General features: G+C 66.3%; 13 protein-coding genes. 7 read left to right on the top strand and 6 right to left on the bottom strand.

Annotated features, from left to right (window positions below):
• Positions 1 to 36: 36 nt before the first annotated feature.
• The 4 genes from ACOOHP_RS14120 to zapD all read left to right on the top strand — a co-directional run bounded on the left by ACOOHP_RS14120 (position 37) and on the right by zapD (position 3,680).
• Entirely contained in the window at positions 37 to 1,254 is a 1,218-nt protein-coding gene (locus ACOOHP_RS14120; protein WP_420467126.1) for a type II secretion system F family protein, read from the top strand.
• Positions 1,255 to 1,340: 86 nt separating this feature from the next.
• On the top strand, positions 1,341 to 2,201 hold the full coding sequence (locus ACOOHP_RS14125; RefSeq protein ID WP_420467127.1) for a prepilin peptidase: 861 nt from the start codon (positions 1,341 to 1,343) through the stop codon (positions 2,199 to 2,201).
• Positions 2,201 to 2,827 (top strand): dephospho-CoA kinase, encoded by a 627-nt coding sequence (gene coaE, locus ACOOHP_RS14130; RefSeq protein ID WP_420467128.1) that lies wholly within the window; start codon positions 2,201 to 2,203, stop codon positions 2,825 to 2,827. The genes ACOOHP_RS14125 and coaE overlap by 1 nt, the downstream gene beginning before the upstream one ends.
• An 88-nt stretch (positions 2,828 to 2,915) precedes the next feature.
• A complete protein-coding gene (gene zapD / locus ACOOHP_RS14135) occupies positions 2,916 to 3,680 on the top strand; it encodes a cell division protein ZapD (RefSeq protein ID WP_420467129.1) in 765 nt (254 codons plus the stop codon).
• An 86-nt stretch (positions 3,681 to 3,766) separates the two neighbouring features.
• Here zapD and ACOOHP_RS14140 read toward each other — a convergent pair whose 3' ends face one another.
• A complete protein-coding gene (locus ACOOHP_RS14140; RefSeq protein WP_420467130.1) occupies positions 3,767 to 3,931 on the bottom strand; it encodes a rubredoxin in 165 nt (54 codons plus the stop codon).
• Positions 3,932 to 4,442: 511 nt separating this feature from the next.
• Here ACOOHP_RS14140 and argS point away from each other — a divergent pair.
• Together argS and ACOOHP_RS14150 are read left to right on the top strand one after the other, a co-directional pair.
• The gene (gene argS / locus ACOOHP_RS14145; protein WP_420467131.1) at positions 4,443 to 6,266 is read left to right on the top strand and encodes an arginine--tRNA ligase; all 1,824 of its coding nucleotides are present in this window, start codon (positions 4,443 to 4,445) and stop codon (positions 6,264 to 6,266) included.
• 136 nt (positions 6,267 to 6,402) lie between these two features.
• On the top strand, positions 6,403 to 7,017 hold the full coding sequence (locus ACOOHP_RS14150; protein ID WP_420467132.1) for an SPOR domain-containing protein: 615 nt from the start codon (positions 6,403 to 6,405) through the stop codon (positions 7,015 to 7,017).
• A gap of 28 nt (positions 7,018 to 7,045) precedes the next feature.
• Here ACOOHP_RS14150 and ACOOHP_RS14155 read toward each other — a convergent pair whose 3' ends face one another.
• The 5 genes from ACOOHP_RS14155 to ACOOHP_RS14175 form a co-directional block, all read right to left on the bottom strand.
• Complete coding sequence (locus ACOOHP_RS14155) at positions 7,046 to 7,969, bottom strand: FHA domain-containing protein (protein WP_420467133.1); 924 nt, start codon at positions 7,967 to 7,969, stop codon at positions 7,046 to 7,048.
• Positions 7,970 to 8,078: 109 nt separating this feature from the next.
• Positions 8,079 to 8,864 carry a zinc-dependent peptidase gene (locus ACOOHP_RS14160; protein ID WP_420467134.1) on the bottom strand — a complete coding sequence of 262 codons (786 nt, stop codon included), beginning with the start codon at positions 8,862 to 8,864 and terminating at the stop codon, positions 8,079 to 8,081.
• Positions 8,865 to 8,877: 13 nt separating this feature from the next.
• A complete protein-coding gene (locus ACOOHP_RS14165; RefSeq protein ID WP_420467135.1) occupies positions 8,878 to 9,039 on the bottom strand; it encodes a hypothetical protein in 162 nt (53 codons plus the stop codon).
• A 10-nt stretch (positions 9,040 to 9,049) separates the two neighbouring features.
• Positions 9,050 to 11,308 (bottom strand): DNA helicase II, encoded by a 2,259-nt coding sequence (gene uvrD, locus ACOOHP_RS14170; protein ID WP_420467136.1) that lies wholly within the window; start codon positions 11,306 to 11,308, stop codon positions 9,050 to 9,052.
• Positions 11,309 to 11,374: 66 nt separating this feature from the next.
• The gene (locus tag ACOOHP_RS14175; protein WP_420467137.1) at positions 11,375 to 12,463 is read right to left on the bottom strand and encodes an SDR family oxidoreductase; all 1,089 of its coding nucleotides are present in this window, start codon (positions 12,461 to 12,463) and stop codon (positions 11,375 to 11,377) included.
• Between the two features lie 190 nt (positions 12,464 to 12,653).
• Between ACOOHP_RS14175 and ACOOHP_RS14180 the strand changes: the two genes are divergently transcribed.
• Positions 12,654 to 13,850 carry an EAL domain-containing protein gene (locus ACOOHP_RS14180; protein ID WP_420467138.1) on the top strand — a complete coding sequence of 399 codons (1,197 nt, stop codon included), beginning with the start codon at positions 12,654 to 12,656 and terminating at the stop codon, positions 13,848 to 13,850.
• The last annotated feature ends 118 nt before the right edge of the window (positions 13,851 to 13,968 follow it).

Below are 13,968 nucleotides of genomic sequence, written 5' to 3' on the forward strand. Positions count from 1 at the left end.
GGACATACGGGGTTCGCGCGGTAAGGGGATCGCAGGATGGCCGAAGCTAGCGTCGTCAAGGAATACAACTTCCAGTGGGAAGGCACCGATCGCAGGGGCACGCGCGTCAAGGGCGTCACCCAGGGGCCCAGCGAGGCCATGGTGCGCATGCAACTGCGGCGCCAGGGCGTCAACCCGATCCGCGTGCGGCGCAACATCGAGCTGTTCAGCAAGAAGCGCAAGATCGGCAGCGCCGACATCGCCATCTTCAGCCGTCAGCTGGCGACCATGATGGCGGCCGGGGTACCGCTGGTGCAGTCGCTGGAGATCGTCGGCCGCGGGCACGAGAACCCGGCGATGAGCGAGCTGATCCTGGGCATCAAAACCAACATCGAATCGGGCCGCAGTCTGGCCGAATCGCTGGCGCAGTACCCGCTGCATTTCGACGATCTGTTCGTGAATCTGGTCGACGCCGGCGAGCGTTCGGGCACCCTGGAAACTCTGCTCGACAAAATCGCCACCTACAAGGAAAAGACCGAGAAGATCAAGAAGAAGGTCAAGAAAGCGCTGGTGTATCCCTCGGCGGTGATGGTGGTGGCCTTCATCGTCACCGGCATCATGCTGTACTTCGTGGTACCGCAGTTCCAGTCGCTGTTCGAAGGCTTCGGCGCCGACCTGCCGGCGTTCACCAAGATGGTGGTGGCGCTATCGGATTTCGTGCGCGAATACTGGTGGCTGATGCTGGTGGTCGTCATCGGGAGCGTGTTCTTCTTCGGCTATTTCAAGAAGCGCTCGCTCAAGTTCCGGCGTGCGCTCGATCGCATGGGCCTCAAGGTGCCGGTGGTGGGCGACATCCTCTACAAGTCCTCGGTCGCAAGGTTCGCCCGCACGCTGTCGACCATGTTCGCCGCCGGCGTGCCGCTGGTGGAGGCGATGGGGTCGGTGGCCAAGGCTTCGGGCAACATCGTGTTCGAAGACGCCATCAACGTCATGCGCGAACAGGTCGCCTCCGGCCAGCAGCTGCAGCTCGCCATGCAGCAGAGCGCGCTGTTTCCGCCGATGGCCACCCAGATGGTCGCCATCGGCGAAGAGTCCGGCTCGCTGGACCAGATGTGCGCCAAGGTCGCGGAGTTCTACGAGGACGAGGTCGACAGCCTGGTCGATTCGCTGACCAGCCTGCTGGAACCGATGATCATGGCGGTGTTGGGCGTGCTGGTGGGTGGGCTGGTGGTGGCGATGTACCTGCCGATCTTCAAGTTGGGGCAGGCGATCTGATTCGCCGGCGCGGCCGGCGAGTCAGATCGCTGCGGTCATCACTTTCAATCGCCGTATCCGCCTAGCGGATACGGCGTACCTCTCCGATGCTCGAACTACTCCAATCCAGTCCCGCGATCCTGACCGTCTTCGTGGTCCTGCTCGGCCTGTGCGTGGGCAGTTTTCTCAATGTGGTGGCGTATCGGCTGCCGAAGATGATCGAGCAGGATTTTGCCGAGGCCTGCCGGGAACAGTTCGGGGTGCCGGTCGATACCGGCGAGCCAAGAGTCTCGCTGGTCCGTCCGGGTTCGGCCTGCCCTGCCTGCAGGACGCCGATCAAGCCCTGGCACAACCTGCCGATACTGGGCTGGCTGGTGCTGCGCGGGCGCTGTGCAGCTTGCCGTGCACCCATCTCGATCCAGTATCCGGCCGTGGAACTGGCCACCAGCGTGCTGTCGGCGGTCTGCGTATGGCGCTTCGGGTACTCGCTGCAGTTGCTGCCGAGCCTGATTCTGACCTGGTCGCTGATTGCGCTGACGGTGACCGACCTGCGGACGATGTACCTGCCGGACAATCTGACCCTGCCGCTGTTGTGGCTGGGCCTGCTGCTGAGTATCGGCCCCGTGTTTGCCGAACCGGTCGCGGCGATCGCCGGCGCGGCGGCGGGATATCTGATGCTGTGGAGCATCTTCTGGGCGTTCAAGCTCGTCACCGGCAAGGAAGGCATGGGCTATGGCGACTTCAAGCTCATGGGTGCGCTCGGCGCCTGGCTGGGCTGGCAGGCACTGCCGCAGATCGTGCTGCTGTCGGCCGTGGTCGGCGCAGCCGTGGGCATTGCGCTGATGGCGGCGCGCAAGGCCGAGTGGTCCTCGCGCATTCCGTTCGGCCCTTATATCGCCGGCGCCGGCTGGATCGCGCTGATCTGGGGCGAGACGATCAACACCCTGTACCTAGGCGCAGCCGGCTGATGTCGCGATTCACCGTAGGCCTGACCGGCGGCGTGGCCAGCGGCAAATCGCTGGTCAGCGCGCAGTTCCGTGCGCTGGGCGTGCCGGTGCTGGATGCCGACCAGGTATCGCGCGCAGTCGTCGAGCCCGGGCAGCCGGCACTGATGGCGATCGCCCAACGCTTTGGGGAGGACGTCCTGCTCGCGGACGGGCGGCTCGACCGTCGCCGCCTGCGTCAGATCGTGTTTGCCGACGCCGATGCGCGCCGCGACCTGGAGCGCATCACCCATCCGCCGATACGCGCTGCAATCCGCCAGTGGATGGATCGGCAGACCGCGCCCTACAGCATGCTGGAGAACGCGATCCTGATCGAATCCGGGATGGATCGGCTGGTGGATCGCGTGCTGGTGGTGGATGTACCCGAATCGGTGCAGCGACAGCGTCTGCAGCAGCGTGACGAAATCGACCTCGCCCTGGTGGAGCAGATGCTGGCCGCACAGAGTCCGCGCGCCCTGCGCCTGGAACGTGCCGACGATGTGCTGGTCAACACAGGCACGCCCGATCAGACTGCGGACAGCGTGCTGCGTTTCCACGACCTGTATCTGGCACGGGCGGAGGCAGCCCGAGCGGGTCATTCGTTCCCGTAATTTTCGCGGGGTCATTTCATTGCCGGCAACCGTGCGCTGCGTCACACTAAACGCACTTTTGCCCCACCGGTGCGGCGTGAGCCCAGGATTGGAAGCAATCGTCTTTGAACAGCCGCTCAACGAGCGCATCCGGACCTTCCTGCGTCTGGAGTTCCTGTTCGGACAGTATGAGCATCACCGCGCGGACGCCTCGCCGTTCGGCGCGCGCGCGCGTCTGAGCGTGCTCCTGGACATCCTCACCGTGCTGGGACGCTCGGACCTCAAGAAGGATGTGCTCAAGGACCTGCACGAGCAGCACGCGGTGCTGGGACGCCTGTCCAACCGCCCGGGGGTGGACAATTCGCGGCTGCAGGTGGTGCTTACCGAGATCGTCGGCGCCATCGCCAAATTGCAGCAGCTTTCCAGCCAGCTCGCCTCGATGGCCCTGCGCGACAACGAATTCCTGATGTCCATCCACAACCGCAGTTCGATTCCCGGCGGCACCTGCGCGTTCGACCTGCCGGCCTACCACTACTGGCTGTCGCAGGCGCCCGAGCAGGTCGGCGCGGACCTGGACGGTTGGTTCGCCGAGTTGGTGCCGTTCGCGCAGGCCATTCTGCTGGACCTGCGGCTGCTGCGTGGCAGCGTGCCGCTGACCGATGCGATGGCCCCCGGCGGCACCTATATCCACGCCCCGCAGACGGCATGCAGCCTGATCCGCGTGTTCGTGCCGGTCGATGCGGGCGTGTATCCGGAAATCAGCGCTGGCGCTCACCGCTTCACCCTGCGCTTCATGCAATTGCGCGACGTCAACCAGCGTTCCGGCCAGGCGCACCGGGACATCGCGTTCAAGCTGCAGTGCTGCGCGTTCTGAAAAGCAGGCGTTAGGCGTGCAGTGTGGTGCTTGGCTAACGCCTGCAGCGAGCGTCCTAACACCTACAGCGCGCAGCGCGTCCTGCTTTACACCTCGACCATCTGGAAGTCCGATTTGCCGGCGCCGCAATCGGGGCAGGTCCAGCTGTCGGGAATATCTTCCCAGGCGGTACCGGGCGCGATGCCCTCTTCCGGCAGGCCCTTGGCCTCGTCGTACTCGAAATCGCACACCAGGCAGCGCCACTTCTTCATCGTTTACCCCAGAATCGGTTGAACAACACGTAGGTCGTGGGTTCGCGGCCGGTGCCGGCGAACGGCGCGGATTTTACGCGGTTTGGGAAAGGACCTGACGCCCGTGCAGCGGGCAAAAAAGAACCGGATCGGCGCAAGCCAGACCCGGTCAGGGGGGAGAGATCGTTTGCGGCCTCTCGGAGCCGCCCGGTGCGCTTGGATCTGCACCGGAGAAATCGAAGGCTGTGCAGCTGGGGAGGCTCCTGAGAAGTCCCCGCTGCTTCAGCGATGAGCCATGATCCGCCTGCCGTGGCGGGTGCGGGGCCTGCCGCCGACGAAAGCGGCGGCGCGACCGACAGCCGCGCACAGCGCCCCGATTCGACTGCCATGGGCCTCCGCCTGTCGCCTTCAGGCTACCGTCCAGCCGCGTCGCTGCTGGAGCGTAAGGTCGCTTGGGAGCATGCCCTTCGGCATGACGCTCGGGGGGCGAGCGTTTACACTTCCGGCCGCTTCGGTCCACTGCTTCCCCTTGATGAAATCTCACCTGCAGGCGCTGCTCGGCAGCGCCCTGGCATCCGCGTCTTCCGCGCTTGGCAAACCCATGGACCTGCCCCCGGGTCTGCAGATCGACGCGGCCAAGGATGCGCGCCATGGCGACTTCGCGACCAACCTCGCGCTGGTCGTCAACAAGGGGCTGGGGCGGCCCCCGCGCGCAGTCGCCGAGTTGCTGGTACAGCACCTGCCGGCATCGGAGATGGTCGAGCGGGTAGAGATCGCCGGGCCGGGCTTCATCAATTTCTTTCTGACCCCGGCGGCATTCCAGGCCGTGATTCCGCAGATCTTGCAGCAGGGGGCGGCCTACGGCTGCGACCGCAGCGGGGCGCGCGGCAGGATGCTGGTGGAGTTCGTGTCGGCCAACCCGACCGGCCCCATGCACGTGGGTCATGGTCGTGGTGCCGCCTACGGCGATTCGCTGGCCAACATCCTGGCGGCCACCGGCTGGGACGTGCATCGGGAGTACTACATCAACGACGCCGGTCGGCAGGTGGACATCCTCACCGTCAGCGTATGGCTGCGCTACCTGCAGGCCTGCGGCGAGAACCTGCCGTTTCCGCAGCGCGCCTATCCGGCCGATTACATCCGCCAGACCAGCGAACGACTGAAGCAGAGCCTGGGCGACGCACTGCGTCACCCCGCCGAGGCCGTGCTCGCCGGCATTCCGGCCGAACCCATCGTGCCGGCCGGGGCCGACGAGAAAACCAAGGCGGCGCTCAAGACGCAGCAGGAAAACTACATCGATGCGCTGATCGAGCGCGCGCGCAGCTTGCTGGGCGCGGATTACGCCCGGGTGCAGCGGGCGGGGCTGGAAGACCAGCTCGCGGCCATCCGTGCCACGCTCGAAGCCTTCGGCGTTCGCTTCGACCGGTGGTACTCGGAAAAGAGCCTGGTCGACTCGGGTTTCGCCAGGACCGCCATCGAGCGGCTCAGCGCCGCTGGCCACGTCTACGCGCAGGACGGCGCCACCTGGCTGCGCACGACCAGCTTCGGCGACGAGAAAGACCGCGTGCTGTTCAAGGCCGACGGCGCGGCCACGTATTTCGCCAACGACCTGGCCTACCACGTCGACAAGCTAGACCGCGGCTACCCGGTACTGCTGGACGTGTGGGGGGCCGATCACCACGGTTACATCGCGCGCGTGCGCGCCGCCATCGAAGCGCTGACCGGGCGCACCGATGCGCTGCATGTGCAGCTCATGCAGTTCGTCACCCTGTCGTCCGGACGCATGGGCAAACGCAGCGGCAATTTCGTCACCCTGCAGGACCTGATCGACGAGGCAGGCAAGGACGCCACGCGTTTCTTCTACCTGCTGCGCTCGCACGATCAGCATCTGGAATTCGACATCGAACTGGCGCGCTCGCAGTCCAACGACAACCCGGTCTTCTACGTGCAGTACGCGCACGCGCGCATCTGTTCGGTGTTCCGCCAACTGGCGGAGCGGGGCCAGACCTTTGCCATGGAGGCGGCCGCGGCCAGCCTGCACCGCCTGAGCGAGCCGCAGGAAAAGCACCTGCTCACTGTCCTGCAGAAGTATCCCGAAGTGCTCGCAGCTTCGGCGGCCCAGTTTGCACCGCACCAGCTGGCGTTCTACCTACGGGAGCTAGCCGATGCTCTGCACAGTTACTACAACGCCCACAAGTTCCTGACCACCCCGCGAAGTGAAAATCCCCCGGGCGGGGACCCCGAAGTCGATGACACCGAGTTGCAGACGGCGCGACTCGCCTTGATCGCGGCCACGCGACAAGTGCTGGGCAATGCGCTGGAGCTGCTTGGCGTTGGCGCGCCCGAGTCGATGTGACGCAGACAGGACCCAACGCGATGACTTGGTTCGGCGGCGGCGTCACCCTCACCCTACCGCTCGTTGCACGAGCGATCCGCCGCTATACCGCTGCGCGGGCGAGGGACGCATGTCGCGCTGCGCGAGGTGAGCGTTAATGGCGCGCGATTACGTTGCCCGCAATCGTCGCCCGCCGCCACGACCTGCCGGCCTGCCCGGCTGGGTATGGCTGGTTGCCGGGCTGTCGATGGGGCTGGTGATCGCCACCATCGTCTACATCGGCCGGCCGCCGCAGCCGCTGCCGATGAGCCAGCAGGCCCGCACGCCGACGGCGGCGGCAGCGGCCCGGCCCAAGGTGGAAATTCCGCCCGTGGAAACGCCTCGTTTCGATTTCTACACCCTGCTGGAGAAGGAGCAGGTCGTCGTGCCGGTGCAGGAACCCGAGTTGCCGCAAGCCGCGCCAGCGCCGGCCGCGCCGCCGCCCGCGGTCGAACCGCCCGAGACCACAGTTTCGATTCCGGCGATGTCGGCTCCATCGGGCGCGCAGTATCTGGTGGTCGCCGGCGCTTTCCGCGAGGCGGACAATGCCGAAGAACACAAGGCCCGCTTGGCGTTCGCCGGCATCGAGTCCGACATCGAGCGCATCACCGGCCAGGACCGCCAGATCTGGCACCGCGTGCGCAGCGGCCCCTACAACCTGAGCAAGGCCGAAAACCTGATGGCGCAACTGCAGGCCAACGGATTCGAAGGCCGAGTCGTCAAGCTGCCCTGATCCCGAAGTCGAGCGACGCCTGGGTTGCTCAGATTTTGAGCAACTGGAAGTTCAGGATGTAGCGCCCGCCGGGATCGCTGGAAAACGGCCGGCCCAGGCACAGCTGACCATTGCTGAGCAGCTTGAGCTCGTCTCCGAGCAGGCGGATGGGTGCCGAGGCGCCGATCTCGAATCGCACCCAGGTGCCGTTGCGGCTGATGTCCTGCACCACCCAACCCGAGTGCCGGCATACCAGCCGCAGGTGCTGCGAGGACATGCGCTGTTCGGCGTCGTGGATACGCAGTTCGTTGAGGCCGCCCCGCCCGACGTTCAACGGTGGCGATGGTGCCACCAGCTGCAACTGGCGGCCCATGTGGTTCAGGATCAGCGCGGCACGCGTTTCGGTGGCCGCGGGCGGCGGCGCAAACTGAGTGCGCATCAGCGTCACCGCCTCGTCCCAGTCCAGGGTGTGGATCTCGATGTCGCCCAGCCCGCGGATCGGCCGCACCCCGTAAGGCCGGACCAGCCGGCGCAGATCCGGGGGCAGCATGGGAACCGTCTCCGCCGCCACGAACACGTAGCCGCCCAGTCCCGGCACCAGCTTGTGCAGGCGCGCGGCCACGTTTACCGCCATCCCCGATACATCGGGACGCCCGAGCACCTCACGAAACTCCACCACGCCGGCGTGCAGGCCGGCGTAGAGCTTGCGACCCACTGCACGAGCCGCGCGCTGGCTGTCGACGGCGACCTGGGCGGCATCGGCGACACAGCGATCGGGGTGATCGAACACCGCCAGCAGGCCGTCGCCGTCGGCCTTGAGCGCCTCGCCACCGCCCTGTTCGATCAACAGGTTCAGCTCGTCCAGCAGCGGGTCGAGCATGGCATCGGTGCGCGCGTCGCCGAAATTCGCCCGCAGCTCGGTGGCAGCGACGATATCGAGAAACAAGATTGCAGCGGTGCGGCGCTCGCTCATGGGACCGGCACGTAAGGGACCTGATCATCCTACCGGTGACGAGGGCCTTAGCCTATCGCGACCCCGACGGGCGCGTGACCAGGGTCTCATCTGGCGCATGCAGGCTCGCTCAGGCCGTCTCGAAGCCGTAGTAATCGCGCAGCAGCGCGTACAGGCGCGCGTGGTGCCGGGCCAATTCCGGACCACGCTGAAAGAACGCCTCGCTGACCACGCCGAAAAACTCGGCCGGACTCTCGGCGCCGTAGGGGTCCAGCACGCGTGGACGGCGGTGCCGGCGCAGCCGCTCGAACTCGGTCTGCATCACCTCGGACCACTCGCCGTAATCCGCCAGACGCGGCGCACCGTCGCCGGCACCGTTGTCGTCGTCCAGTTGGTGAGCGAATTCGTGCACCACCACGTTGACCTCGTCGCCGTCCAGGCCGGCTTCCACGTCCGGCCAGGACAGGATCACCCGATCGCCCTGCCAGGACTCGCCGATGCGCTCGTCCGGCTCGTCCGGCACCAGACCGAACTCGTCGGGTTCGGTGACCGGCACCAGGAACGGTCCGGGGTAGAGCAGCACTTCGCGCAACTGCGGAAAGGGCTCGGCACCCGGCCGCAGCACCAGCAGGCTCGCCATGCCGGCCACCAGCAGGCGCATTTCGTCGGTGACCTCCAGTCCGCCACAACCGACGAAGCGCTTCTCGCGCAGAAACCGCTGCACCTGCTCGCCGAAGCGCTCGCGCTGCGCGGGACTGAGCCGCGCCAGCCAGCCCAGCCGGTCTTCCAGCAGATCGCCGGCATCCAGCGGCGATCGATCCGGCAGGGGGTATTGCCGCGCACGCTGGCGGCGGCCGGCGAAGAAGAAGATGGCGGCCACCAGGGCAGCCAGTCCGATCAGGGCGTCGGCGGGCATGGTCGGATCGGCTTCACCAGTAGCCCGATGGCCGGTCGGGTTCGTCCGGCTCCTCGGGCGGCGGCTTGCGCTTGAGTTTGCGCGCACGCAGGTGCGAAAGCGCGCGCAGGGTTGCAAACGGCGCGGCCAGCATGGCGACGACGAACAGGATCAGCCAGATCGCTTCACTCGGCATGAGCAGGCCCTTACAGACCGCGCAGGTTGGCAAAACCCAGCACCAGGCGCTTCACTCCCGCATCGCGGAATCGAACCTCGATCTGCGCCCGATCTCCGTCACCGTCGAAGCTGAGGATCACGCCCTCGCCGAACTTTGCGTGCTGCACGCGCTGGCCCAGGCGAAAGCCGCCCGGCCCCAGCCCGTCGCGGGGGGATGCCGTACGCGGCGAGGGCCGCGCCGAACCGTAGTCCCGACGGGCGCCGCTCCCGTAGCCGGCAGACGGCTCTCTGGCACCGAAAGCCGGGCGCAGCACGCCCGCACGCGGGCGGGTCTCCATCAGACACTCGGCGGGCACTTCCTTGAGAAACATGGACGGCGCGCCGATCTGCTCCACGCCGTGCACGCGGCGGATTTCCGCGTAGCTCAGGTACAGCTTGCGCCGTGCGCGGGTGATGCCAACGTAGAACAGGCGGCGTTCCTCTTCCAGATTGCCTTCGTCGACCGCGCGCATCGACGGGAACAGCCCGTTCTCGACACCGACGATGAACACCACCGGAAACTCCAGGCCCTTGGCCGCATGCAGAGTCATCAGCTGCACGCAGTCCTCGCCGGGGCCGGCCTGCTCCTCGCCCGACTCCAGTGCGGCATGGGTGAGAAACGCGGTGAGCGGATCGAGCACCGGCTCGTCCGGATCTTCCAGCGCGGCCCCCGCGTTCGGATCGCGCTCGAAGGAGCGGGCCGCACTGATCAACTCGTCGAGATTCTCGAGGCGCGCCTCGGCCTGTTCGCCCTTCTCCTTCTTGAAGTGCTCCTTGAGCAGGGTGCGCGCGATGACGAGTTCGGTCGCCTGCGACAGCGGCAGCGCACACGTCTCGCCGTGCAGATCGTCGATCAGCTTGAGGAACTCGGCGACCTTGCCGGCGGAGCGGCCAAGCTGACTCGATGCGTTCTTCGCCGCCATCCACAGCGACACCTGGCTGGCGCGCGCGATCTCGCGGAGCTTCTCCATGGTGGTCGCGCCGATGCCGCGCGTCGGCGTGTTCACGACGCGCTCGAAACTGGTGTCGTCGTCGCGGTTGTGCAGCAGCCGCAGATAGGCGAGCGCGTCCTTGATTTCCTGACGCTCGAAGAAACGCAGCCCACCGTAAATCCGATACGGGATGCGCGCGCGGATGAGGATTTCCTCCAGCACCCGCGACTGCGCGTTGGAGCGATACAGAATGGCCAGATCCGCATGCCGGCAACGCCCGTCCAGGTGCTCGCGCAGACGGTTGGCGACGAACTCCGCCTCGTCGTACTCGTTGAACGCGGCATAGAGCTGGATCGCCTCGCCTTCGCCGCCGTCGGTCCACAGATTCTTGCCGAGGCGGTTGGTGTTCTTGGCGATCAGTCCGTTGGCGGCCTTGAGAATGGTGCCGGTGGAGCGGTAGTTCTGTTCGAGCTTGACGACTTCGGTGCCGGCGAAATCCTTCTCGAAGCGGATCATGTTCTCGATTTTTGCGCCGCGCCAGGAGTAAACCGATTGATCGTCATCACCGACCGCGAACATCGTCGCCGTGTCGCCCGCCAGCACCTTCAGCCAGGAATATTGCAGCGTGTTGGTGTCCTGGAATTCGTCGACCAGAATGTGGCGGAAGCGACGCCGGTAGTGCTGCTGGATCTCAGCGACATCGCGGGTCAACTCGAACGCGCGCAGCAGCAGTTCGGCGAAGTCGACCATGCCGGAACTCGCGCAGGCTTCCTCGTATGCGGTGTACACGCGCTGATACTGGCGCTGGGTGTAGTCGCCCAGGTCGGACAGATGCTGCGGCCGTCGCGCTTCTTCCTTTTGCGCATTGATCCAGCCGGTGACCGCTCGCGGCGGCCACTGCTCGTCGGACATGTCCAGCCCCTTGAGCACGCGCTTGACCAGGCGTAACTGGTCGTCGGCATCGAGGATCTGGAAGTTCTGCGGCAGCCGCGCTTCTTTCCAATGCAGGCGCAGCATGCGATGCGCCAGGCCATGAAAGGTGCCGACCCACATCGACCGCACCGGTACGGTCACCAACTGCTCGATGCGTCCGCGCATCTCGTGCGCGGCCTTGTTGGTGAAAGTGACGGCGAGGATGGACAGTGGCGAGACGCCCTCCACCGCGATCAGCCAGCCGATGCGGTGCACCAGCACGCGCGTCTTGCCGGAGCCTGCACCGGCCAGCACCAGGCGGTGCTCGGGCGGTGCAGTGACGGCCTCTTTCTGCGCAGGATTGAGCGAGGCGACCAGCGGTGCGATATCGACGAGATCCTGCATCGCCCGATTTTACCGGTTCGCGCCGCCAGACTTTTCTGACGGGCAGGCCGCGCGCCCGTCGAAAGGTCAGGGCGCAGGCAGAATGCCGCGCTCGATGAAGTTGCCCAGCCAGTGGCAGAACATGTCCTCGGTATCGCAGACCTCGGTGAAGCCCGCCTGGCGCAGCTTGATCGCGCTGACGAAGGCCGGCGGTGGCGGCGTGGTAGCCCCGTAGGCGAAGCAGAAGTCGGCGTAATGATGCGACTCGCCGACCAGCTCGGTCATCGTCACCGGGCGCAGCTTGTATTTGCGCACCACTGCGTCCCACACCGCCGCCTGCTCGGGAAGATAGGTCGCCATGGAGCGCGGCAGATCGGGTCCGGTCTTCACCCCCAGCGTGTCGGCCATGGCGGGCCACAGGTTGCGCCACTCGAAGACATCGCCGTTGGTGACATTGAAATGCTGCCCTGCCGCGGCCGGCGTCACCGCGGCCCAGGCGAACACACGCGCCAGCAGGCGCGCATCCACCGCTTCCCACACGTAGGAAATGCCGCCGGGAAAGCCGAAGGGCTCGCCCTTTTCGCGACACACCGCGGCATAGGCGCCGATGATGGGCGCGAGATTCATCGCCACGCCGTAGGCCGATCCGATGATCAGCTGCGGACGCAGGATGGAAAACCGGAACCCCGCCCGATCCGCGACGGCGCGCAAATAATCTTCCTGCAGCCAGTAGAAATTGTCGTGGGCATCGCGCGGTGCACGCTCGCGCGCAGGGATCGGCATCGGGTGCAGGTGAATGCCGTAGGCCTTGGTGCCCTGCAGCAGGCTGACATGCTGCAGATCGTTGGCAGCGCCCTGCAGCGGCTCCAGGCAGTTCTTGAGCATCGACAGATTGGTGTCCATCTGGTCGCGCTCCGACCAGCCCGCGATCAGGCCCGGCTTTTCGAACAGTGCGGCGTACACCACATGGGTGATTCCGGCCAGTGCAGACAGCGCCTCACGGCTGGCCGCAGAATCGCGCAGGTCCACCGACAGATGCTCGAACGGCGAGCGGCTGGCAACTTCGGGTTTGCGCCGCGACAAGGCGACGACCTGCCAGCCTTGTGCCAGAAACTCGTCCACCGCCGCCGCGCCGACCACCCCGCTGGCTCCGGCAATCAGGACTTTCCCGGTCATGCTGTCTCCTCCAGGTTCTGTTTTATTGATCGCGTGAACGCTGAATGCCGGACCGTAACATGCAGGTGATTGTCGGACAATTCAGGCAGACATTGGTGCCGATGCGGCCACGCAGACGTGCCGGCCGTTCCTTCCCGCCCAGGTCTGTGTTCAAGTAGCCGACAGGCCCCGCCACATCCCAGGTCAGTCGGTGAGCAACCTGCACGCATCCGTCGGCGACGACCGCTTTCACCAGCGGCTGGAACCCGGCCAGTGGCTGTTCCGCGAGGGCGATGCCGGGCAGTGCGCCTGGGCCATCGAGGCCGGCTCCATCGAGGTGGTGATGGGCCGCGATGCGAATGAAACTGTCGTCGCCATCCTGGGCCCCGGCGAACTGCTGGGCGAGATGGCCCTGATCGACGGCCGGCCGCGCACGGCGTCGGCGCGTGCCCGAGAGCCGACGCATCTGCGTCGCATCACGGCCGATCATTTCACCGACCGGCTGGCGCAGGCCGACCCTGTGCTGCGCGTGCTGCTCAAGGGCATTCTAGGCCGCTACCGGGATACCCTGGCGCCGACGACCGCGCAGGTCGCGAGCAAGCCGGACGACCGTGACCGCGCCGAAGTGCTGACCCGCCTGCAGTTGGAGCACGACCTCGCGCTGGGGCTGGAGCGGGGCGAGTTCGAGCTGCACTACCAGCCGATCGTACGGCTGCAGGACCTGACCACCGCCGGGTTCGAAGCGCTGCTGCGCTGGAACTGTCCTCGACGCGGAAGGGTTGCCCCGGGCGATTTCATCGCGGTGGCCGAGGCCTCGGCGCTGATCGTAGACCTCGGCGTCTGGGTGTTCACCGAGAGCTGTCGTGCCTGCGCCCGGATGATGGCGGCCAGCGGTCGCGCGCCCATCCTCAATCTCAACCTGTCGGCCCGGCAGCTCATCCATCCCGGGTTGCAGTTGTCGGTGATGGAGGCTGCGCGCAGCGCCGCAGTGCCGCCTGCGCAGATCAAGCTGGAGATCACCGAGACCCTGTTGATGAGCGACTTCGAACCGATCTGCGCGGTGCTGCAGGATTTACGCGCCACCGGTTTCAAGGTCGCGGTGGACGATTTCGGCACCGGCTATTCGTCGCTGGCGTACCTGCACCGCTTCCCGGTCGACACGCTCAAGATCGATCGCGCTTTCGTCGCTCGCCTGGTCGACGACGACGCCAGTCGCAAGATCGTCGGCGCCATTGTTCACCTGGCGCAGGCGCTGCAGATGGATGTCGTTGCCGAAGGTGTCGAGACCGCCGCGCAAGCCGAGGTGTTGCGCGCCCTGGGCCTGGACTACGCGCAAGGCTACTTCTTCTCGCGGCCGCTGCCGGAACCGCAGGCTGCGCTTGCGCTTACCCGGCGCTGGACGCTGTAGCCTCGACCGGGCACCGACCGAAAAAGCGCGTCCCATTGTGCTGACACGACAAAGCCCCGCATCGCGGGGCCTTGTCGTACAGCCTGCGGCTGATGTGCGGCCGTCAAGGCCGCCGCCG

Origin of the sequence: Panacagrimonas sp. (assembly GCF_965216805.1) — a bacterium.
Lineage (GTDB): Bacteria > Pseudomonadota > Gammaproteobacteria > Nevskiales > Nevskiaceae > Panacagrimonas.